This is a genomic window from Methylocystis rosea SV97 (assembly GCF_000372845.1).
Classification (GTDB): Bacteria; Pseudomonadota; Alphaproteobacteria; order Rhizobiales; family Beijerinckiaceae; genus Methylocystis; species Methylocystis rosea.
The window spans coordinates 2,781,686-2,801,245 of sequence record NZ_KB889963.1; the positions used below are offsets into that span (position 1 = coordinate 2,781,686).

Annotated in this window: 18 protein-coding genes and 1 pseudogene; 4 read left to right on the forward strand and 15 right to left on the reverse strand. The window is 63.3% G+C overall.

Annotated features, from left to right (window positions below; translation table 11 throughout):
• Window positions 1-164: 164 nt before the first annotated feature.
• From A3OO_RS0114720 to coaD, 3 genes are all read right to left on the reverse strand, one after another.
• On the reverse strand, window positions 165-620 hold the full coding sequence (locus A3OO_RS0114720; protein ID WP_018408601.1) for a peptidylprolyl isomerase: 456 nt from the start codon (window positions 618-620) through the stop codon (window positions 165-167).
• A 126-nt stretch (window positions 621-746) separates the two neighbouring features.
• Complete coding sequence (locus A3OO_RS0114725; RefSeq protein WP_018408602.1) at window positions 747-1,298, reverse strand: peptidylprolyl isomerase; 552 nt, start codon at window positions 1,296-1,298, stop codon at window positions 747-749.
• 9 nt (window positions 1,299-1,307) lie between these two features.
• Window positions 1,308-1,832, reverse strand: a complete 525-nt coding sequence (gene coaD, locus A3OO_RS0114730) for a pantetheine-phosphate adenylyltransferase (protein WP_026223008.1) — start codon at window positions 1,830-1,832, stop codon at window positions 1,308-1,310.
• Window positions 1,833-2,180: 348 nt separating this feature from the next.
• Between coaD and A3OO_RS24295 the strand changes: the two are divergent.
• Window positions 2,181-2,402: pseudogene (locus A3OO_RS24295) on the forward strand (LysM peptidoglycan-binding domain-containing protein); the annotation flags it as partial.
• A 65-nt stretch (window positions 2,403-2,467) separates the two neighbouring features.
• On the opposite strand, the gene A3OO_RS0114740 reads toward A3OO_RS24295, so the two are convergent.
• A complete protein-coding gene (locus A3OO_RS0114740; protein WP_018408605.1) occupies window positions 2,468-3,064 on the reverse strand; it encodes a glutathione S-transferase family protein in 597 nt (198 codons plus the stop codon).
• Between the two features lie 170 nt (window positions 3,065-3,234).
• On the opposite strand from A3OO_RS0114740, the gene A3OO_RS0114745 reads away from it, so the two are divergent.
• Complete coding sequence (locus A3OO_RS0114745) at window positions 3,235-3,471, forward strand: hypothetical protein (RefSeq protein WP_018408606.1); 237 nt, start codon at window positions 3,235-3,237, stop codon at window positions 3,469-3,471.
• A gap of 70 nt (window positions 3,472-3,541) precedes the next feature.
• Here the strand turns inward: A3OO_RS0114745 and A3OO_RS0114750 are convergent, their stop codons facing one another.
• The 3 genes from A3OO_RS0114750 to A3OO_RS0114760 are packed head-to-tail and all read right to left on the reverse strand — an operon-like array spanning window position 3,542 to window position 5,601.
• Window positions 3,542-4,387: a 23S rRNA (adenine(2030)-N(6))-methyltransferase RlmJ gene (locus tag A3OO_RS0114750; protein WP_018408607.1), complete on the reverse strand. Its 846-nt coding sequence runs from the start codon at window positions 4,385-4,387 to the stop codon at window positions 3,542-3,544.
• 5 nt (window positions 4,388-4,392) lie between these two features.
• The gene (locus tag A3OO_RS0114755; RefSeq protein WP_018408608.1) at window positions 4,393-5,100 is read right to left on the reverse strand and encodes a ribonuclease T2 family protein; all 708 of its coding nucleotides are present in this window, start codon (window positions 5,098-5,100) and stop codon (window positions 4,393-4,395) included.
• 24 nt (window positions 5,101-5,124) lie between these two features.
• The gene (locus A3OO_RS0114760) at window positions 5,125-5,601 is read right to left on the reverse strand and encodes a hypothetical protein (RefSeq protein WP_018408609.1); all 477 of its coding nucleotides are present in this window, start codon (window positions 5,599-5,601) and stop codon (window positions 5,125-5,127) included.
• A 139-nt stretch (window positions 5,602-5,740) separates the two neighbouring features.
• Between A3OO_RS0114760 and A3OO_RS0114765 the strand changes: the two genes are divergently transcribed.
• Window positions 5,741-7,054 (forward strand): SGNH/GDSL hydrolase family protein, encoded by a 1,314-nt coding sequence (locus tag A3OO_RS0114765; protein ID WP_026223009.1) that lies wholly within the window; start codon window positions 5,741-5,743, stop codon window positions 7,052-7,054.
• A gap of 84 nt (window positions 7,055-7,138) precedes the next feature.
• Complete coding sequence (locus tag A3OO_RS0114770) at window positions 7,139-7,867, forward strand: L,D-transpeptidase (protein ID WP_018408611.1); 729 nt, start codon at window positions 7,139-7,141, stop codon at window positions 7,865-7,867.
• Between the two features lie 56 nt (window positions 7,868-7,923).
• Here A3OO_RS0114770 and A3OO_RS0114775 read toward each other — a convergent pair whose 3' ends face one another.
• The 8 genes from A3OO_RS0114775 to A3OO_RS0114805 all read right to left on the reverse strand — a co-directional run bounded on the left by A3OO_RS0114775 (window position 7,924) and on the right by A3OO_RS0114805 (window position 19,452).
• A complete protein-coding gene (locus A3OO_RS0114775; protein ID WP_018408612.1) occupies window positions 7,924-8,133 on the reverse strand; it encodes a hypothetical protein in 210 nt (69 codons plus the stop codon).
• A gap of 6 nt (window positions 8,134-8,139) precedes the next feature.
• Window positions 8,140-9,558 carry a glutamate synthase subunit beta gene (locus A3OO_RS0114780; RefSeq protein WP_026223010.1) on the reverse strand — a complete coding sequence of 473 codons (1,419 nt, stop codon included), beginning with the start codon at window positions 9,556-9,558 and terminating at the stop codon, window positions 8,140-8,142.
• Between the two features lie 199 nt (window positions 9,559-9,757).
• Window positions 9,758-10,969 (reverse strand): GGDEF domain-containing protein, encoded by a 1,212-nt coding sequence (locus tag A3OO_RS0114785; protein ID WP_040573452.1) that lies wholly within the window; start codon window positions 10,967-10,969, stop codon window positions 9,758-9,760.
• 131 nt (window positions 10,970-11,100) lie between these two features.
• Complete coding sequence (gene gltB / locus A3OO_RS0114790; RefSeq protein ID WP_018408615.1) at window positions 11,101-15,795, reverse strand: glutamate synthase large subunit; 4,695 nt, start codon at window positions 15,793-15,795, stop codon at window positions 11,101-11,103.
• Window positions 15,796-16,788: 993 nt separating this feature from the next.
• Window positions 16,789-17,109, reverse strand: coding sequence for a hypothetical protein (locus A3OO_RS23645; protein ID WP_156824835.1), 321 nt, complete (start codon window positions 17,107-17,109; stop codon window positions 16,789-16,791).
• 306 nt (window positions 17,110-17,415) lie between these two features.
• Complete coding sequence (locus A3OO_RS23650; RefSeq protein WP_156824836.1) at window positions 17,416-17,601, reverse strand: hypothetical protein; 186 nt, start codon at window positions 17,599-17,601, stop codon at window positions 17,416-17,418.
• 134 nt (window positions 17,602-17,735) lie between these two features.
• Window positions 17,736-18,200: an Hsp20 family protein gene (locus A3OO_RS0114800; protein WP_018408616.1), complete on the reverse strand. Its 465-nt coding sequence runs from the start codon at window positions 18,198-18,200 to the stop codon at window positions 17,736-17,738.
• A 91-nt stretch (window positions 18,201-18,291) separates the two neighbouring features.
• The gene (locus A3OO_RS0114805) at window positions 18,292-19,452 is read right to left on the reverse strand and encodes a helix-turn-helix transcriptional regulator (protein ID WP_018408617.1); all 1,161 of its coding nucleotides are present in this window, start codon (window positions 19,450-19,452) and stop codon (window positions 18,292-18,294) included.
• Window positions 19,453-19,560 lie beyond the last annotated feature (108 nt).

Genomic DNA, 19,560 nt, shown 5'->3' on the forward strand with positions numbered 1-19,560 from the left:
GATACTCTCCACTGTTCCGCTCGCCCGTCTCGGCGAGCGATACTTTGCAACCAGCGTCTGGAGAGATAGTTCCGAATCCCGCGTCCAACTCAGGTCTTTACTGCACATGCGCCCAAGGCCGGGGCGCATGCTTGACCAAAGGCTCGACCTGTCGCGTCAGTCGATCAACCCAACGTCGCCTTGACGATCTTGTCGGGATCTTTCACCGGTTCGCCGCGCTTGATCTTATCGACATTCTCCATGCCGGAGACCACTTCGCCCCAAACCGTATATTTGTTGTCGAGGAAGCGCGCATCATCGAAGCAGATGAAGAACTGCGAATTGGCGCTGTCGGGGCTTTGCGCGCGGGCCATCGAGCAGGTTCCGCGCACATGCGGCGTGCTGTTGAACTCGGCCTTGAGGTCTGGATATTGCGATCCGCCCGTGCCGGTGCCGCGCGGACAGCCCGTCTGAGCCATGAAGCCGTCAATCACGCGATGAAAGACGATGCCGTCGTAGAATCCTTCCGAAACGAGCTTCTTGATATGCGCGACATGATTGGGCGCGAGGTCTGAACGAAATTTGATGACGACTGGTCCCTTCGTCGTCTCAAGCGTCATGGTGTCGGCGGCTTCGGTCATTCTGGTTCCCTCTCCACTTGTCGAAAAGCCGGTCCTTCACGCACCGCAACCGGTCATGGTCCGGCTGTTTGCGGAGGGGACGGCTTACGTTACGCCCAACAAGCGCGGGCATAACGCATATGAATCTCAGCTCTCGTCGCCAGCAACGCGCATCTTGATGATCTTGTCCGGATTCTCGACCATGCCGTTATTGGACTTTGAACCCTTCTTGATCTTGTCGACGACGTCCATGCCGGAGACCACCTCGCCGAATACGGTGTATTTGCCGTTGAGCTGCGGCGCGTCTGCATAGACGATGAAGAACTGCGAATTGCCGGAATTGACGTCGCCGCCTTCGCGCGCCATTCCAACTATGCCGCGCTTGAACGGCGTATCCGTAAACTCGGCCTTCAGATCCGTATAGCGCGAACCTTGCATTCCGGTGCCGGTTGGATCGCCAGCTTGCGCCATAAAGCCGTCGATGACGCGATGGAATACAATACCGTCGTAGAAATGTTCCTTGGCCAGCTTCTCAATGCGCTCGACATGCTTGGGCGCGAGATCAGGCCGCAGCTTGATGGTGACGCGGCCATCCTTCGTGTCGAGATAAAGGAGATGATCGTCAGCCGCTCTAGCGGGCGCGGCGCTGAGCGCGGCGACGGCCGCGGCGGCAAGAAGCAGACGGCGGGTGAGTTTCATGAAGCCTCCCTATGTATTGCCGCGCCTTTCTATGGCGCGTTTGAGTGCGGCGACGGAGACGGACGGGGCAAAGGCCGATACGTCGCCGCCAAGCGCCGCGATCTGACGCACGAAGGTTCCGCTGACATGGCGTAGCCCTGGCGAAGCAGGCATGAAAACCGTGTGAATGTCCGGCGCAAGCGTCCCATTCATCCCCGCCATCTGCATCTCATAATCGAAGTCGGCGCTATCGCGCAAACCGCGGAGAATGGCGCAGGCGCCGTGCTGGCGCGCCGCCTCGACGACAAGTCCGTCAAAGCCCGCGACCTCGAAGCCGCAAGACGCGCCCAAGCCGGCACAGGCCTGGCGAATGACCGCCGCGCGCTCGTCGAAAGAGAGCCACGGCTCCTTGCCGTGGTGCACGCCGATCGCAACGACGATCCTGTCAAAGAGCGCACCGCCCTGCGCCATCACGTTGAGATGGCCAAAGGTCAACGGGTCGAAACTCCCGGGGTAAAGAGCCGTCCGCGCCGTCGTTACGGGAGCATCTGTCATGGCGACGGGTATAGGAGATTTTGCGCGCTTTCGCGAGACGGCGCGCGCCTTCGCCGCCACAAACTGCCGCTCGCTGGCGACGATTGCCCGGAAGTCGCGCCCTGGCGCTGCTTTTCGGACACGCCTACACTCGCGAGTTGCGAGCGGAGCGCTACAATAGAGGAGCGCTACAATAGATCAGTCGCATCCGGCGTGAATGGCCGGACCTACGAAGGAGACTCCAGCATGGGACTTTTGGATTTTCTGACCGGAAAAGGCAAACCGGGGCCTGCCCCAGACGCGCTCAAGAAAACGGCCGCGGCTGCCCCTAAGGAGCCCGCAGCCGCAGGGTCGTCCTCGACAGAGACCTTCTACGTCGTGAAGCCAGGCGACACGCTGTGGAAGATCGCCGAAGAGCATTACGGCGCCGGCAAGGGCGCCAAATATATGGAGATCTTCGAGGCCAATCGGCCGATGCTGACGGATCCCGACAAAATCCAACCGGGTCAACGCCTGCGCATCCCAGATGCACAGACTGGTCCCTCGGCTGGGGGCGAGTGGAAGCCTCCAAGCGAAATCGCCAGCAAATAGGCTGACAGCTTCGCTTCTTGGCAGAGCAGATCTCCCGGACAGGCGCCATATGCGCTAGGGCCGAATTAGACCTTCGTCGCGTCGAAGGCAGGGACGGCGCGCGCAAATTTCGTAAGCCACGAGACGAGACGCTGGTGGTTCTCTCGCCATGCGCCAGAGAAACGCAAATCAAGATAGCCAAGCGCACAGGCGACCGCGATATGGCCAATGTCGACCGAACCGGCCGGCGGGGCGGCGTCGAGCGCGCCGAGCGCCCGATCGATTTTGCCTTGCTGAAGCGCGATCGCCTCATCGTAGCGTAAGTCTTCCGGGCGATTGAACGTTTCGTAGCGGATCAATAGAGCGGCGTCGTTGATCCCGTCGCCGAGCGCTTGCAGCCGCAAGGCCGCGAAGCGGGCTGTCGACTCGGTCGGAATGATCCGCCCGCCGCCGGCGAGATGATCCAGATATTCGGCGATGACGCGACTGTCATAGAGCGCCGAGCCGTCCTCCAAAATGAGGGTCGGGATTTTACCGAGCGGATTTTGACACCGCAGACTGTCGGCGGGATCGGCCGCATCGGCGGCGGCGATTTCGATCCTATCGGACAAGCCGAGCAATTCGGCGGCGATACGGATCTTCCTGGCGTAGGGCGAAGCGGGAGAATAACGCAAGATGAGCATGGCCGCTCCTACCATCGGATTACGAAACCAACAACGGCGTTATGGGGACCTTCAACCTTGGGGACTCCGCGAGATGGACTTGATAAGCGCGCATATTGGGCCAGATGTCGAAAGACCGACCATGCATGGCGGCGCAGCAGTTTGAGTCCTGCTAGCAGGGAGAGGTTAAGATGGAACGACGCACATTCATTACGGCGCTGCTCGCCGGCCTTGGCGCAACTGTCGTCGTGTCGCAAGCGCAGGCGCTTCCCGGGCTGGCGCCGCAAGAAGGAGTGGCTCCCGCGCGCCCCGAATTCGGCGTCGCCACGCCCGAAGACATGGAGAACGCAACGATCGAAAAAAGCTGGTGGCGCCGCCGTCGATACTGGCGGCGCGCTCGGCGTCGTCATTGGCGCCGCCGCTGGTGAGCGCGGCAATACGCTTCTGAGTTCGAGTTACTTCCAGGGCCGGCAAAGTCGGCTCGCGAACTCGATCAGCTCATTCGCCAGCGAGCCACGCAATCTCGCAGCCCGCGCCTTCACCTTGCGCCATACGTGCGGCAAGGAAGGCAAGGAGCGTTCGCGCTTCTGCTTCGAACACGAATGGCGGATTGACGACCGCCATTCCGCAGCTGCGCAGTCCCTCTCCGTCTCCGCCGATGCTCAACGAAAGCTGCAGGATGCGCCGTATGCCGCTTTCCCTCAATCTGTTTTGGAATTTTCGAACGTCCCGATCGCTCTTTGCGGGATGCCACAAGGCGTAAATTCCAGAATTCCACTTTGCATATGATTTATTGAAGGCGTCAAAAGCGGCCTCGAATTCGTCCTCCCGCTCGAAAGGCGGATCAATCAATGCGATCCCGCGCCGCTCCTTCGGCGGAACATAAGCGCCAAGCCCCACATAGCCGTCGATATGAATCGCCTTAACGCGCTCGTCGCGTGCGAACCGGCGACGCAGCGCCGCGAAGGCGTCAGGCCGCAGCTCGCAGAAAATCGCGCGGTCCTGCGGGCGCATCAATTTCTGCGCGATCGACGGCGAACCTGGATAGAGCGCGGGCTTTCCCTCGTGGTCGCGCGGCCCGAGACAATCGATGTAGGGCGCAAGCAGCGCGCGGACTTCCGCACTCGCGCCAGAGAGATCAGCGAGACGTCCAACGCCGCCGCGCCACTCAAGCGTGCGCTGCGCCTCCTCCGCTGAAAGATCATAGGCGCCCTCTCCTGCGTGCGTCTCGATCACGCGAAATGGCGTTTCCTTGCGTCTCAGATAGGCCAAGAGGCGCACAAGCAGCGCATGTTTGAAGACGTCGGCGAAATTGCCGGCGTGAAACCCGTGGCGATAGTTCATATGTGCTACAGCGGCGCGGGCGCGCTGATTTCTCGAACGTGGCAACCACGCTGCGCAACGGCAGGACAGGCGCGAAACTCGCGCAGGTCCTTGGACAGGCAGATGCGCACGCCGTCCATAACGCCCCGGCGGCACGACACCGCCATCATGCCGGGCCGCAGCTGTGGATTGGCGTCGTAGAAGGCGCGCTCGACGTCGATCGGCGTAAAGGTCTGGTCGCGGGTGGGTTTGACGAAAAGCGGCGGGATGGCCACGGCGGCATGGGCGCGCGCCACGTCGGCGAAATAGTCGCTCGGGCTTTTGCCGCTGCAGACTCCATGCTTGCGCCACTCGTATCGCGCCAGCCGCTCGTCGGGAAACAAGCCTGCCGCTTTTTCGAGCGCGACGCGCGATGGGGAAGGCGCGCCCGGACATTCGCTGGGGACGCCGCTTTCATACTGCGGCCAGAGCCCGTGAACGACGAAGCCGAGTCCCTTTCCCGGCTCGCATTGGTCACGCGCGCCCTCGACGCTTTCGCAGAAGCCGGGCGACCAGCTGAGCGCCAGCACGTAGAAGTCGAAGTCACGCGCCGCGCCCGACCGCAAGGCCGCGCGATTGGCGCAATCCTTCCCCGTGCAGTCGCCTTCCTTCGCGATAGCGCCGAAAAATCCGCCCCACGCCACCGCGCCAACAATGAGCGCCCATGCGGCGCAACGAACGAAAACTCTTCTCATTTCAAAAGACTCTGCAAAAGGACGCTAAGGCCCTGCGGCTCGACAATTAGGACTGAAGGCATGATTACGGTCGAGCCCGACGACGCACCATGTCACGCCAGGTCCCGCGCCGATAAAGCCCAAGGATTCTCCGATATTGTAGACGACCTCGCGTCTTACGCCGTCGTTAAAAAGCGCCAGTGCGCGACAATAGCGACGGGGAATATAGCTCAGGCCGTTGTTGCGGGCGCCGATGTCCTCGACGCCGTCAAAGGCCACAATGACCAGAGGCGAATTCCAGAACCAGGCTTCTCTTGCAGCAAAACCCTTGACGACTTCGTTGAGAATCGTCGGATCGATGCAGTAGGGCGTCAGTCCGGAGTAAGGCAGAATTCGAAATTCCGCCGGCGGGTTTTCCTCGCGTGCGGGCTGGGCGGCCGCCGTGGCGGCAGCAAGCGCGAAAAGCGCGGTCGCGGCGGCTCGCGTCCAAACTCCGCCAGACCCCCGGTTACGGCGCCGCATCTCGCTTCTCCTATATCCCGCCCAGTTGCTGACGATTGACGCCAAAACCGCTCCAGGCGTCAAGGCTATGCGCCACACAATTAAGTGAAGAATCGCAATTAGGATGCCAAGGCGTTCGGGACGCGCTATAATCGCGTTCATGTCTAAGAGCGTACAGACCCTGCGCCGTGTTATGGCGCTCTTTCTTGGCGCATTGTTGACGAGCGCGACTCCCGGCGCGTCCTTCGCGCAGGATCCCTTTACGGAATTTTTTGGCGGCATCTTTGGCGGCCATCCGCAGCATGGCTGGGGACCTCGCAGCGAGCCAAGAGTGCGACGGATCATGCCGCACCGCGAGAATCGCGCGCCGACATACTGGCACGGCCAGACGGACAATCCGCGACGCGCGGCGAAGCGTACGGACGGCCCCGCCCCCGACCAGGCTCAGAACACGGCCGTTACCCAGCCGACGTTCGTTGTCGCGACGATCGGCGACACTCTGGGACTGCTTCTCGCAAACGGCCTGAAAGACGGGTTTTCGGATCGCCCAGACGTCGCCATCCTTCGAAAAGGCCGGGAAAGCAGCGGTCTCGTGCGCGAAGACTTCTACGATTGGCCCAAGACGGCGAAAGAGATCGCGGCCGCCCCGCAGAAGATCAATGTCGCCGTCGTCATGCTCGGCAGCAATGATCGTCAAGCGATCCAGCAGGGTCAAGAGTCAATCGAGCCGCTGTCGCCGCGATGGCGCGAAATCTACGCAGCGCGGGTCGATGCGGTGATTGCGGCTTTTAAGGAAAAGAATATCCCGGTCATTTGGGTCGGTCTGCCGGTCATGAAGAACGAGCGGCTGTCCGCCGACATGGCGCAGCTCAATGAAATCTTCAAGGCGCGCGCGGCGCACGCCAATATTCCCTATGTCGATCTCTGGGACGCGATGACCGACGAACATGGGCAGTACAGCGCTTTCGGGCCGGACATCAACGGCCAGATCGTTAAGCTGCGCTCTGCGGACGGCGTGCACTTCACCGACGCCGGCGCGCGCAGCGTCGCCCATTTCGTCGAAGGCGAGATCAAGAAATATTACGACGCCTCTCGCCAGCAGGCGCCAGTCGCTGGCGCGCCGGCGACGCCCCAGCCTGAGGCGGGCGCGACTCCGCCCCAGCAACCCGTGGCGGCGGCCCCAGCGGACGGTCAGCCGATCGTATTCCGCTCGCCCGTCGGCGGGCCGTCGGCGGCGCCGAGCTTACCCGAACGACCTGCCGTCGGCCCGACGCAGCAACTGACGGGCGCCGGAGCGGCGACAGAACTCGCCAGGAGAACCCCGGCCGCTAAAGCGGCGGCGGATGCAGGCACGCCCGCACAGGCGCTCGCGCGACATGTTTTCGTCGAGGGCGGGGACCAGAATCCGCGCAGCAATCGCGCCGACGACTATAGCTGGCGCCCGGCGGCGAACGCTCCTTCTCAGCCGCGCTAACGATTTGTGCGTTCGCGCACGGAACGCTTTTCGGTGGTTCTGCATTCTCTCTGCACGACAGAGAGAAATTGTGGAGCCGCCGTCATGTCCCGCCGTGAATTCAACGCCAGCCGCTTTCTGAAGGTCGCCGCCGTCACCGCTTTTGCGGGACTTTCGTCTTCCGCCGTCAGCGCTCAGGAAAACTCCTTCATGGCGCTGTTTGATCCGTCGGCGGGCGCGCAGGAGATGACCGCGTCCTACTATGACGCGCGTGAGCAGCAAGCCTATTACGGCGGTCAGGATCAGCAGGCCAATTACGGCGCGCAGGACCCGCAGGCCTATTACGGAGATCAAGAAGACGCGCGGCTCGCGCGCGAATATCCGACCACGACGCGCGAGATCGTGCAGGACCCGACCAATGAGCGGCCTGGCACCATCACCGTCGACACAAACAACCGCTATCTCTATCTGTCGATGCCGAATGGACAGGCCGTGCGCTACGGCGTCGGCGTCGGCCGCCAGGGCTTCACTTGGAAAGGCCGGACGCACATCGGCCGCAAGGAGGCCTGGCCGGATTGGACGCCTCCGGCGGCGATGTTGAAGCGCCGTCCCGATCTTCCGCGCCACATGACTGGCGGCGAGGACAACCCGCTGGGCGCGCGCGCGATGTATCTTTTCTCGGGCAATCGCGACACGATGTTCCGCATCCACGGCTCGAACGAGCCCTGGACGATCGGACAGGCGGTTTCGTCGGGCTGCATCCGCATGCTGAACAACGACGTGACCGATCTGTTCAGCCGCGTGAAGGTGGGCGCCACGGTTGTCGTGCTGTAAGCCGGCTCTCGGTCAAACGAAAGGCCCCGGTTTGCCGGGGCCTTTTCTTTTGCGCCCTATTCGAGCGAGCAAGTGAACACGAGATTGGTGAGCGCCGAAAAGATCAATTGGACGACGAGCCAACCGCCGATCAGCGACCAGGCGAGCTTATATTTCCCGCGGCCGTAGAAGAAGGCCCCCAAGAGCGGCACGATGAGAAGGTAAAACTGCCAGGGCGTGCTGACGAAGGTATCACAATACCACAGATTAAGCTTTTCACTGTCCATTTACTCTCACCTTGGCAGATTGGTTTCGCCCATCAGGAATTCGTCCACTGAGTGGGCGCATTGGCGTCCCTCGCGAATGGCCCAGACGACGAGCGATTGTCCGCGCCGCATGTCTCCACAGGCGAAGATCTTCTCGCGAGACGCCTGATAGGCGCGCGTGTCCGCCGCGACATTGCCGCGCGAATCGAGATCAACCCCGAGCGTTTCGAGCAGGCCTTCGCGCACCGGCGACACAAAGCCCATCGCAAGCAGCACGAGATCGGCCTTAATCCTGAAGTCGCTCCCGGGCTCCTCCTGCATTTTGCCGTCGACGCGCACGCAGCGCAGCGCCTTCACCGCGCCTTCCGCGCCTTCGAATTCGCGCGTCAGCACCGAAAATTCGCGCGACGAACCTTCGTCGTGTGAGGAGGACGTCCGCAGCTTCAGCGGCCAGTCGGGCCACGTCAGCAGCTTGTTTTCCTTCTCGGGGGGAAGTGGCATGATTTCGAGCTGGGTGACCGAAAGCGCCCCCTGGCGCACCGAGGTGCCGATGCAGTCCGAGCCGGTGTCGCCGCCGCCGATGACCACGACATGTTTCCCGGTGGCGAGGATCGGCTCATTGGTCGAGAGCGGCTCGCCCGAGACCCGGCGATTTTGCTGCGGCAGAAAATCCATCGCGAAGTGAACCCCGCGCAATTCGCGGCCGAGGATCGACAGATCGCGCGGCTGTTCGGCGCCGCCGGCGAGGACAACGGCGTCATGGCCCGTGACCAGCGCATCGGCGGACATATCGACGCCGACATGAACGCCGCAGTGAAACACCGCCCCTTCCGCCTCCATCTGCTGAACGCGGCGGTCGATGAGGTGCTTCTCCATCTTGAAGTCAGGAATGCCGTAGCGCAGCAGGCCGCCGGCCTTTGCCTGCTTTTCGTAGACATGCACGTCATGGCCGGCGCGCGCCAGTTGTTGCGCCGCCGCAAGTCCCGCGGGCCCGGAGCCGACGACGGCGATCTTCTTGCCTGTTTTGCGCTTGGGCGGCTCGGGAACCACCCAGCCCTGCTCGAACCCACGATCTATGATCGCGCATTCGATGGTCTTGATGGTGACCGGCTGGTCTTGGAGGTTCAGCGTGCACGACGCTTCGCAGGGCGCCGGGCAGATGCGACCCGTGAACTCCGGGAAGTTGTTGGTGGAATGGAGATTGACGAGCGCGCGCCGCCACTCGCCATGGTACACGAGGTCATTCCAGTCGGGAATCTGATTATTGACCGGACAGCCGTTGTGGCAAAAAGGAATGCCGCAATCCATGCAGCGCGAGGCCTGGCTGCGCGTGGTCTCGTCCGACAAGGGAATGACGAATTCGCGATAATGGCGAATGCGGTCGGCCGCCGGCTTGTATTTGCGGTCATGCCGGTCGATCTCGAGAAACCCGGTCACCTTACCCATCTTATCGCGCACCTCTCGCGCCGCGCGTCGCGGCCGCAACGACATTTCTCATTGGCGCGGCCGTCTGGCGCGAAAAAAGCGAATTGGCTTTCCGGAGCGCGCTGAGCTGCCGCAATCTTGGATGTTTTCTAAACGCTTTCGAGGGGTCGCCGTCAAGCCGCGAAGCTTCGGCGTTGTGAGCTGACCGTCGCAGCAGGCACTATCGGGTGCTAGTGCTGGGGCTCGTGCCGCGCGCCGCCGGTGCGATGCGGCGAGCTTGATCCTCCTTGACGAGGGTGTGCAACAATTTTACCTGCCGCTGAGCCTTCGCCTCGTAAAGCGCTTCGTCGGCCACCGCGAGAAGCGCCTCGGCGTCTGCCCCCTGTTCCGGCACCAGAGCTATGCCGACGCTGACTCCGATCGTCGCGTGAACGCCGTCGCCGAGGTCATACGGCGCAGATATGGAATTCGTCAGCCGGTGACTCAGCTCCGCCGCCTGCTCGCTCGTCAAACTCCTGGCGAGCACGACGAATTCGTCGCCGCCAATCCGCGCCGCCACGTCGGTCGCGCGCAAAGACTGGCGGAGGCGCTCCGCCACCGATTTGAGCAGCCTGTCTCCGGCGGCGTGTCCATAGGTGTCATTGACCGCTTTGAAGTTGTCGAGATCAAGAAAAAGCACGGCCAAATCGCCGCCGTGCGTTTGCGCGCCATTCAGATTCGCGTCAACCGCGGCTGCGAGCCCGACGCGGTTCGACAGGCCGGTGAGCGCATCATGCTTGGCGCGATGGTCGTTCACGCGTTCAGCCTGCATCGTCGCAATGAGCATCTTATTCAGGCTGTAGGCGGCGGCGATCATGGCGGCGAGATAGAACGGAATTTGAAGAAACACGAGATAAAGCAACGGCTCGCCAGAGAGGGCAGCGCCCGGCAGGAAGGGGCCGAGGCTCGTCAGGATCATTGCGCCGGCGAGGCGCGGCGCGCCAAAATTGCGAAATCCGATGCCGCCGACCATGGCGGACCCGGAGAGGCACGCCAGCGTCGCGGAAACCCAGTCGCCGCTCGCGAGACTTATAAAAGCGCCGTAACCGACGCCGCTGCTCCAGAAAAGCTGAAGCAGGAGATAAACGTCGGTCGGCGTCTCGCGATGCGCGAGAGCCTCGCGACGCGAGACGCTCAGGACGACCAGACGCACGGCTCCGAGCACGATTTCAAAGACGAACCAAGCGACGAAAGGGAGCGTCTGTTCGCGCGCCGCAATCGCTCCCGACACGACAATCGTATTGATAACGCCGCCAAAGAAGACTGGCAGGGTTCCGAACAACCCGCCAATCAACGCCACTTGGATGTCGCAAGTTGCGCCATGTCCCGGGTTGACGAGCCAGCGCATCGCGGGCCAGCGCGGCAAGCTGTAAACTCTGGAGTCGTCTCGCATCAGGCTTCCTGGCCGCCGTCAAGGAAAAACCGCCGAGTTTAAAACAGGTTAGCCCGACTCCCTCTCTTTAACAATCACAGCCGACAAAGGCAAAGGCTACGCTCAAGCATTCCGCTCATCAGTAGCCCGGATCACTCGCCCGCAGCTTTCAGCTGTTGCGGCTGGTTTTTGCGCGCGTTGAGTTCATTGAGCGCGCGCCGATACTCGACCGGCATCACCTTCCGGAACTTGCCCATGTAATTTGGCCAATCCGCCAGAATGTCGCGCGCCCGCGTCGAGCCAGTGTAGCGCAGGTGATTGGCGATCAGCTGCCGAAGCCGCTCGGCGTCAAAGCGCGTCATGTCGCTCATCACGTCGACGCGGCCATGGCCTTCCAGATCGCCGGACTGGTGATAGGTCTCGGTCATGACGGCCTCCTCGTCGCGCACCGGCTCCAGGTCGACCATCGCCAGATTGCAACGCGTCGAGAACGCGTCGTCTTCGTCGAGGACATAGGCGATGCCGCCCGACATGCCGGCCGCGAAGTTGCGCCCGGTATGTCCAAGGACCACCACGACGCCGCCCGTCATATATTCGCAGCCGTGATCGCCAACGCCCTCGACGACGGCGAGCGCGCCCGAATTTCTCACGGCGAAGCGTTCGCCGGCGACGCCGCGGAAATAGCATTCGCCGGCGATGGCGCCATAGAGAACGGTGTTGCCGACAATGATCGAATTTGATGGATCGATCTGCGCGGCGTCGCGCGAGGGATAGATGATCAGCTTGCCGCCCGAGAGGCCCTTGCCCACATAGTCGTTGGCTTCGCCTTCCAGACGCAGCGTCACGCCGCGCGCGACAAACGCCCCAAAGCTCTGACCCGCCGTGCCCGTCGCGCGTATGTCGATCGTGTCCTCGGGCAGTCCCGCATGGCCGTAGATGCGCGCGACCTCGCCGGACAGCATTGCGCCCGTGGCGCGATCGACGTTGCGGATCGGCGTTTCGATGGAAACCTTCGCGCCGCGATCGAGCGCCGCGCGCGCCTCGGCGATGAGCTTGTTGTCGAGGACCTTATCCAGGCCGTGATCCTGCGTCTTGCTGTGACGGATCGCGCCGCCTTCTCCCTGCGGCTTGAAAAACAGCTTGGAGAAATCGAGACCGCGCGCCTTCCAGTGCGCAATCGCCTTCTCCTTGTCGAGCATTTGCATCTGCCCAATCATTTCGTCGAAGTTGCGATAACCCATGGAGGCCATGAGTTCGCGCGCTTCTTCGGCGACGAAGAAGAAGAAGTTGATCACGTGTTCCGGCAAGCCGACGAAGCGCTTGCGCAGAACGGGGTCCTGAGTCGCGACGCCGACGGGGCACGTGTTGAGATGGCACTTGCGCATCATGATGCAGCCCGCCGCGATGAGCGGCGCCGTCGCGAAGCCGAACTCATCGGCGCCGAGCAGCGCCCCGATCACGACGTCGCGGCCGGTGCGCAACCCGCCGTCGACCTGCACGGCGATGCGCGAACGCAGATTGTTCAGCACAAGCGTCTGATGCGTTTCGGCAAGCCCGATTTCCCAGGGCGAGCCCGCGTGCTTGATCGACGTCAGCGGCGAAGCGCCGGTGCCGCCCTCGAAACCGGAGATCGTCACATGATCGGCGCGGCCCTTGGAGACGCCGGCGGCGACCGTGCCGACGCCGACTTCCGAAACGAGCTTCACCGACACGGCGGCGCGCGGATTGGCGTTCTTCAAGTCGAAGATGAGCTGCGCCAAATCCTCGATCGAATAAATGTCATGATGCGGCGGCGGCGAGATCAGGCCGACGCCGGGCGTCGAGTGGCGCACCTTGGCGATGACGGCGTCGACCTTGTCGCCGGGCAGCTGGCCGCCTTCGCCGGGCTTTGCGCCCTGCGCCATCTTGATCTGAATCATGTCGGCGTTGACGAGATATTCCGTCGTCACGCCGAAGCGGCCGGACGCCACCTGCTTGATGGCGCTGCGCATCGAGTCGCCGTTCGGCAACGGCTTGAATCGATCCGCCTCTTCGCCGCCCTCGCCGGTGTTTGATCTGCCGCCGATGCGATTCATGGCGATGGCGAGCGTCGTATGCGCTTCGCGCGAGATGGAGCCAAACGACATGGCGCCCGTCGAGAAGCGCTTGACGATCTCGTTTGCCGGCTCGACCTCGTCGAGCGGAATCGGCTTCCGACCGTCCTCCTCGGCGCCTTTGACGCGGAACAGACCGCGCAGATTGAGTAGCTTCTCGTCCTGCTCATTCAGGAGTTTGGCGAAAGCGCGATATTTGTCTTGCGCATTGCCGCGCACCGCATGCTGCAGCAGCGACACGGTTTGCGGCGTCCAGCTGTGCGCTTCGCCTCTGATGCGGTAGGCGTAATCGCCGCCGACGTCGAGCGCCTCCTTGTAGACGGGCGCGTCGCTGAAAGCGAGGCGGTGGCGACGCACGGTCTCGCGCGCGATTTCTTCGAGCCCGACGCCTTCGATGCGCGTCGTCGTGCCGGTGAAGAATTCGTCGATAAAGCTTTGCGCAAGACCGACGGCGTCGAAGATCTGCGCGCCGCAATACGACTGATACGTGGAGATGCCCATCTTGGACATCACCTTGAGGATACCCTTGTCGACCGCCTTGATGAAGCGCTTGACGGCGGTCGGACCGTCGACGTCGGAGGGAAACTCCTCCGCGGAGGCGATGAGCGTCTCAAAGGCGAGATAAGGGTTGATCGCCTCGGCGCCGTAGCCCGCGAGGCAGCAGAAATGATGCACCTCGCGCGCCTCGCCGGTCTCGAGGACGAGGCCGACGGAGGTGCGCAATCCCCTGCGGATCAGGTGATGATGCACCGCCGCGGTCGCGAGCAGCGCCGGGATGGGAATGCGGTCCGGACCGACCATGCGGTCCGAGAGGATAATGATGTTGTAGCGGCCGCTGACCGCCTCCTCGGCGCGTTGACATAGCCGCTTGATCGCCGCGTGCATGCCTTCGGCGCCCTTTGCGGCGTCGTAAGTGACGTCGATCGTCTTGGTGTCGAAACTATCCTCGACCGTGCCGATCCAGCGGATCTTTTCGAGATCCTCGCTCGTCAGGATCGGCTGGCGCACTTCGAGGCGCTTTGTGTTCGCCGAGCCTTCGTGGTCGAGAATGTTGGGCCGCGGCCCGATGAAGGACACAAGGCTCATGACCAGCTCTTCGCGGATCGGATCGATCGGCGGATTGGTCACCTGCGCGAAGTTCTGCTTGAAATAGGTGTAGAGCAGCTTCTCCTTGTCGGAGAGCGCCGACACGGGCGTGTCCGTGCCCATCGAGCCGATCGCCTCCTGGCCTGTGACGGCCATCGGGAAAAGCAAAAGATCGAGGTCCTCCTGCGTGTAGCCGAAGGCCTGCTGACGGTCGAGCATCGACACGTCCCATCGCGCAGGACGCGTATCGACGGGCTTCAGATCCTCGAGCTGAATTTGCGTGCGCGCCAGCCACTCCTTGTAAGGATGAGAGTTTGACAGCGCCTTCTTGATCTCGTCGTCGGAAATGATGCGTCCCTGCTCCAGATCGACAAGCAGCATCTTGCCAGGCTGGAGACGCCACTTGGTCACGATCTTCTCTTCGGGAATCGGCAACACGCCCATTTCCGAAGCCATGACGACGAGGCCGTCGTCGGTGACGAGATAGCGCGCAGGCCGCAGTCCGTTCCGATCGAGCGTCGCGCCGATCTGGAGTCCGTCGGTGAAGGCCATGGCGGCGGGACCGTCCCACGGCTCCATGAGCGCCGCGTGATGCTCGTAGAAAGCCTTGCGGTCGGCGTCCATCAGCGGATTGCCGGCCCAAGCTTCCGGGATCAGCATCATCACCGCATGCGCGAGCGAATAGCCGCCGCGCACAAGGAATTCGAGCGCATTGTCGAAACAGGCCGTGTCGGATTGACCCTCATAGGAGATCGGCCACAGCTTGCTGATCCCGTCGCCAAACAGCGGCGAGGAGACCGACGCCTGGCGCGCCGCCATCCAGTTCAGATTGCCGCGCAGCGTGTTGATTTCGCCGTTATGCGCGACAAAGCGATAGGGATGCGCAAGCCGCCACGAGGGGAAGGTGTTCGTCGCGAAGCGCTGATGCACAAGCGCCAGCGCCGAAATAAAACGCTCGTCCTTGAGATCGAGGAAATATTCGCCGAGCTGCGAGACGAGCACCATGCCCTTGTAGACGATGGTGCGCGACGAAACCGAGACGGCGTAAAACTCCCGTCCGCCGTTGCCGAGCCGGTAAATTTCGTTTGAGGCCGCCTTGCGCGCAAGATAGATGCGCCGCTCAAAGATGTCGGCGTCAGCGACGTTCGGCCCGCGCCCGATGAAGATTTGCGCGTGATGCGGCTCGACGGCCTTCACCGCCTCGCCGAGATCGCTCGAATCGACGGGAAGATCGCGCCAGCCAAGAACGACGAGCCCCTCTTCTTCGATCGACTTATCGATGATGCCGCGCGCGCGCGCGCGCGTCTCGGGATCGCGCGGTAAGAAAAACTGCCCGATGGCGTAATCGCCGGCGGCGGGAAGTTCTATGCCGAGCTTCGCGCACTCCGCTTTGAAGAACTCATGGGGGATCTGAAGCAGGATGCCGCAACCGTCGCCGAGCTTTGGGTCAGCGCCGACGGCGCCCCGGTGATCGAGATTGAGCAATATCTGTAAGCCCATCTCGACGATGGCATGCGACTTCTCGTTGCGCATGTTGGCGACGAAGCCCACCCCGCAGGAATCGTGCTCCTTGGCGGGGTCATAAAGCCCTTGCGCCTGCGGAAGAGCGGGGTCGCGGCCGAGCGGCTGCGGTCCGGCTTCAGCGAAGTGCTCGGCGGCTTTCGTCATTTGGCGTCTCCTCGACAGGACGGCGCGCCTTTTCCTGCGCCCCTCCCGCCCGCTCATCGAACCACAAAACTGTCATAGGCGTGACCGAAATCGTCACAGCCGACTCTCGCATTCCCCGCACGCAGATTCGCAACGTCGGTTGCGAATCCCTCGCGCCTCGTCTCACGTCCGGGCGCAAGGCAAGGGACGCGCCGCTTTGCGAGCCCCCTCATTTACGTCGGCCACGGCGCGTGTCGAGCGGCGGGCCATGCAAATGAACACAGAGTTCTCCAAAAGCGAGCGCCGCCTTAAGGTCAGCAAGGCTGACATATCTGCGGGCTAACTTAGTGCCAGATTTGCGTTGAAGTGACAAGCAATCGCTTGGGCTTTCGGCGCTTGCCGGTCTAATGCTCGCCGCATTGTTGTCAGAGCATCCGCGCGGCCGAGAGGGCTGGACAGGGAAGAAACTATGCGGTCATTCAAGGGGAAAGCGGTTTTGCCGTTCGCGTTGGCGCTGGCGGCAAGCGCCGCCGTTCCGCAGCACGCCTTCGCGCAGTTTTTCTTTCGGCCGTTCGTCTATAGCTACCGCCAGCAAATTCCCCCGGAAGAGCCAGGTTTCGCCTCTCGTCGGGCCGTCGCCTCGATTCTGGGACGAGAGGGCTATCGACTCGTTGGGCCGCTCGGGCGTCGCGGCGAGCAGATCGTCGCGACCGGCGTCAGTCGCCGGGAAGGCGACATGCGCTTCATCATCGACCCCTACGAGGGGCGCATCTTGCGCGCAGTGCGACTCGGGCCTCCGCCGATGTATGATCGGGGACCGCGCTACGGCGGCGATTACGGCCCCTCCGGCGGCGACGCTTATGGGACGCCCCCCTCGACGGGCGGAGTTCCATACCCGCCGCAGGGCGCCGGCGTTTCCGGGGCCGCTGGCCCGGCCGCGGATCGTGGACGCCAGCAGCCCGGCGTCGCAGCTTTGGCGGATAAGGCGCCGAACAGCCAGCGCGCTCGGGCGGCTCAGAAAAGCGCGGCGTCGAAGAGTTCGCGCGCAATCGCCCCGACGATGAAGCCCGAGGCGCCCTCCGAGGCGCCGATGACGATCGCGCCAGCCGCCTCCCCTGCTCCGGCCCCGGCCGCGGCCACGTCGACCGAGCCGAAGACTGCGCCGTCCGCAGCCCGGTCGCAGGAGCCCCAGTTCAACGCTGAGAGCGCCAGGACGCCGTCTGCGTCGGGCGCTGAGACGCCGCCCGCGCCAAGCCCAGAACAGAAGAGTTCCGATTTAACGGCTACGCCTCCGGCGGCGACAGCCGATAAGACCGCTGGCGACAAGCCGGCCACTTCGGCTCCGAGAGAGCCGAGGTCTGACGACGCCAGCGTCCCTGCGCCGGCGCAAGCGACACAAGGGCCGCGGCCGACTGGGGAAAGCTCAGCTAAGCCAGCTCCGACCTCTGCTGAAAAGGCGCCGGACTCTGGCGCGGCTCCTTCAGCGCAGGCCGCCAAGGAAACGCCCGCCGGCAAGCCTGCGGAGGCGGCGTCTGGGGAGCCGAAAGCTGATCCCGCCAGCGCGCCGCAAGCGCAAGCGACGCAGCAGTCGCCGCAAAGCCCTGAGAGCGCTCCGACGCCGCCGGCGCCGGTCTCGGCTGCTCACGCGCCAAGCGCCGCGCCCCCAGCGGAGCAGACGGCTGAAAAACCAGCCGCCCCGTCGGCTAGCGTGTCCGCGCCTGCGAAGCGCGCAGCGGCCGCCCGCGCCGCCGGAGGCTCCTCGCGCCGGGCGATCGTCCCGCCGTCAGGCGCGAGCGGCGCAACTGTCGTAACTCCGACGGCGTCCACGCCGCCGGCTTCCGCCCCGACGGGTTCAGCGACGGCGAAGACGCCCGACAGCGCCGCAAAGCCAAAAGCCGGCGGATAACAAAAGAGGCGCCCAAAAGGGCGCCTCTCGCATTTTCACTTCAGAACTTTCGCCGTTACGCAGCCTTGGACTCGACGATCGTCGCGGACGGCGTCGTCACGCCGATGTCGATGCGGCGTGGCTTCTGCGCCTCCGGAATCTCGCGCACGAGATCGACGTGAAGCAAGCCGTTGACGAGGCTGGCGCCTGTTACGACCACATGGTCGGCAAGCTGGAACCTGCGCTCGAACGCCCGCGCGGCGATGCCCTGATGCAGGACCTCGCGGCCCTCCGCAGGCTGCGCCGGCTCTTTCGAGCCTTTGATGGCCAAGGTGTTTTCCTTGGTCTCGACGGACAGTTCCTCGCGCGAGAAGCCGGCGACCGCGAGGGTCACGCGATAGGCGTTCTCGCCCGTGCGCTCGATATTGTAAGGCGGGTAGCTTTGGGACGTCTCGAAGCCGCTGGCCTGATCGAGCAGGTTGAACAGACGGTCGAAGCCGACGGTCTGGCGGTACAGCGGAGAGAGATCGAACTGACGCATGACATATCCTCCAGTTGAGCGACATGCGGCGCGCTAGCGTTATCGCGCCGCGCCTCTTAGCGCGTCCGTTACGGCCCGCGCTGGCAACGATTTAAGAAGCGCTGCGGCGTCGTTCAAGAGGCGCCGGCGACGCGGATAACAGCGCCTCCGTCGGCAGCGCATGGCGCTCCGGCGTGCGGAAGGGGGATTCCAGAGCAAGCACGAGCTTGACCAGATCCGCCTGGCGGGTCGCGCCGGTCTTCTGGAAAATGCTTTTCAGATAACCTTTGACAGTTCCCTCGCTCAGACCAAGCGCGCGCGCGGTGGCCGGGACGCCGCCCACTTCGGCGATGGCGAGCAGCACCGAACTCTCGCGGGCGGTGAGGCCGCACACGCCCGCGGCGACCTCTCCACTTTCGCTGGAATTGAGCGCGAGCCTGCGCATGAACAATGCCGACAGTCCCTTTGACAGCGGCAGCACATGCATCACGCAACAGCGCGACTCCCCGCGCTTCACCATGATCGCGAAGGCTTCCGCGTCGGCGCCGCCGATCTGGGCGAGCGCACGCTCCAAAGCCTCCTTGGCGTGCGGATCGCGCACAGTCAACGTATTGCCAAAGATCGCCAGCGCGTCGCCTTCGCCGAGCATCTCGTCGGCGCTGCGATTCCTATGGACGACGCGCATCCTGCTGTCGACGACAAGCACCGGCGACGTCAGCTCCGCGAACAATTCGACGAGAGCCGATGTGTCAGACGCCGGCTTATGGCGGGCGATGGCCGTCGCGAGATGCGGCAGAAGCGCGTCAAGCCGCCTCTTCGCCTCGATGTCGGCGAGACCTGCGGCCTCATCACGAAAGGCGACGAATAGGCAGACGCCCGTCTCGGATCGGTGAATGACTCCGCCGATCATATCGGCCAGGCCGAAGGGCGCCATCCAGCGCTGGTAGGCGCCGCTTTGATGAAGCTCTTCCAGGGAGACGAAGTCTTCCGACGAGAACGCCCGACCGACGCCAATCTCGGCCAGGACGCGCGCCTTGACCGGATCGAGTTTGCGATGATTGCGGAGATATTCGACGATCCACGCTTTCTCGGCGCGTGTCGAATGCTTGAGCTCCAACAGCGCCGAACAACGGTCTTCGAACAGCAGCGCTGCAAAGCGCGCATCCAGCAAACGCGCAATCTCGTCGAGCGTATCGGGCCAGTGCTGCGCTTCGGCGCCTGCGGCTTTGATCGCCACGATGACGCGCGCATCCGCATCTTTCGTCAAGGTCATGTCTTCACCCGGTGCGACCTCTCGCCACACCTTCGCAAAGCCGGTCTTCGCGATGGCGCTTGCCGCGCAGCGAAACGTCACACTGCCCTGGAGCCCTAGGAGAACCTG

What these genes read in the sequence shown, in the direction of transcription:
- A3OO_RS0114720 (WP_018408601.1), bottom strand. Translation starts at nt 620, where the DNA reads ATGACCGAAGCCGCCGACACCATGACGCTTGAGACGACGAAGGGACCA.
- A3OO_RS0114725 (WP_018408602.1), bottom strand. Translation starts at nt 1,298, where the DNA reads ATGAAACTCACCCGCCGTCTGCTTCTTGCCGCCGCGGCCGTCGCCGCG.
- coaD (WP_026223008.1), bottom strand. Translation starts at nt 1,832, where the DNA reads ATGACAGATGCTCCCGTAACGACGGCGCGGACGGCTCTTTACCCCGGG.
- A3OO_RS0114740 (WP_018408605.1), bottom strand. Translation starts at nt 3,064, where the DNA reads ATGCTCATCTTGCGTTATTCTCCCGCTTCGCCCTACGCCAGGAAGATC.
- A3OO_RS0114745 (WP_018408606.1), top strand. Translation starts at nt 3,235, where the DNA reads ATGGAACGACGCACATTCATTACGGCGCTGCTCGCCGGCCTTGGCGCA.
- A3OO_RS0114750 (WP_018408607.1), bottom strand. Translation starts at nt 4,387, where the DNA reads ATGAACTATCGCCACGGGTTTCACGCCGGCAATTTCGCCGACGTCTTC.
- A3OO_RS0114755 (WP_018408608.1), bottom strand. Translation starts at nt 5,100, where the DNA reads ATGAGAAGAGTTTTCGTTCGTTGCGCCGCATGGGCGCTCATTGTTGGC.
- A3OO_RS0114760 (WP_018408609.1), bottom strand. Translation starts at nt 5,601, where the DNA reads ATGCGGCGCCGTAACCGGGGGTCTGGCGGAGTTTGGACGCGAGCCGCC.
- A3OO_RS0114765 (WP_026223009.1), top strand. Translation starts at nt 5,741, where the DNA reads ATGTCTAAGAGCGTACAGACCCTGCGCCGTGTTATGGCGCTCTTTCTT.
- A3OO_RS0114770 (WP_018408611.1), top strand. Translation starts at nt 7,139, where the DNA reads ATGTCCCGCCGTGAATTCAACGCCAGCCGCTTTCTGAAGGTCGCCGCC.
- A3OO_RS0114775 (WP_018408612.1), bottom strand. Translation starts at nt 8,133, where the DNA reads ATGGACAGTGAAAAGCTTAATCTGTGGTATTGTGATACCTTCGTCAGC.
- A3OO_RS0114780 (WP_026223010.1), bottom strand. Translation starts at nt 9,558, where the DNA reads ATGGGTAAGGTGACCGGGTTTCTCGAGATCGACCGGCATGACCGCAAA.
- A3OO_RS0114785 (WP_040573452.1), bottom strand. Translation starts at nt 10,969, where the DNA reads ATGCGAGACGACTCCAGAGTTTACAGCTTGCCGCGCTGGCCCGCGATG.
- gltB (WP_018408615.1), bottom strand. Translation starts at nt 15,795, where the DNA reads ATGACGAAAGCCGCCGAGCACTTCGCTGAAGCCGGACCGCAGCCGCTC.
- A3OO_RS0114800 (WP_018408616.1), bottom strand. Translation starts at nt 18,200, where the DNA reads ATGCGTCAGTTCGATCTCTCTCCGCTGTACCGCCAGACCGTCGGCTTC.
- A3OO_RS0114805 (WP_018408617.1), bottom strand. Translation starts at nt 19,452, where the DNA reads ATGACCTTGACGAAAGATGCGGATGCGCGCGTCATCGTGGCGATCAAA.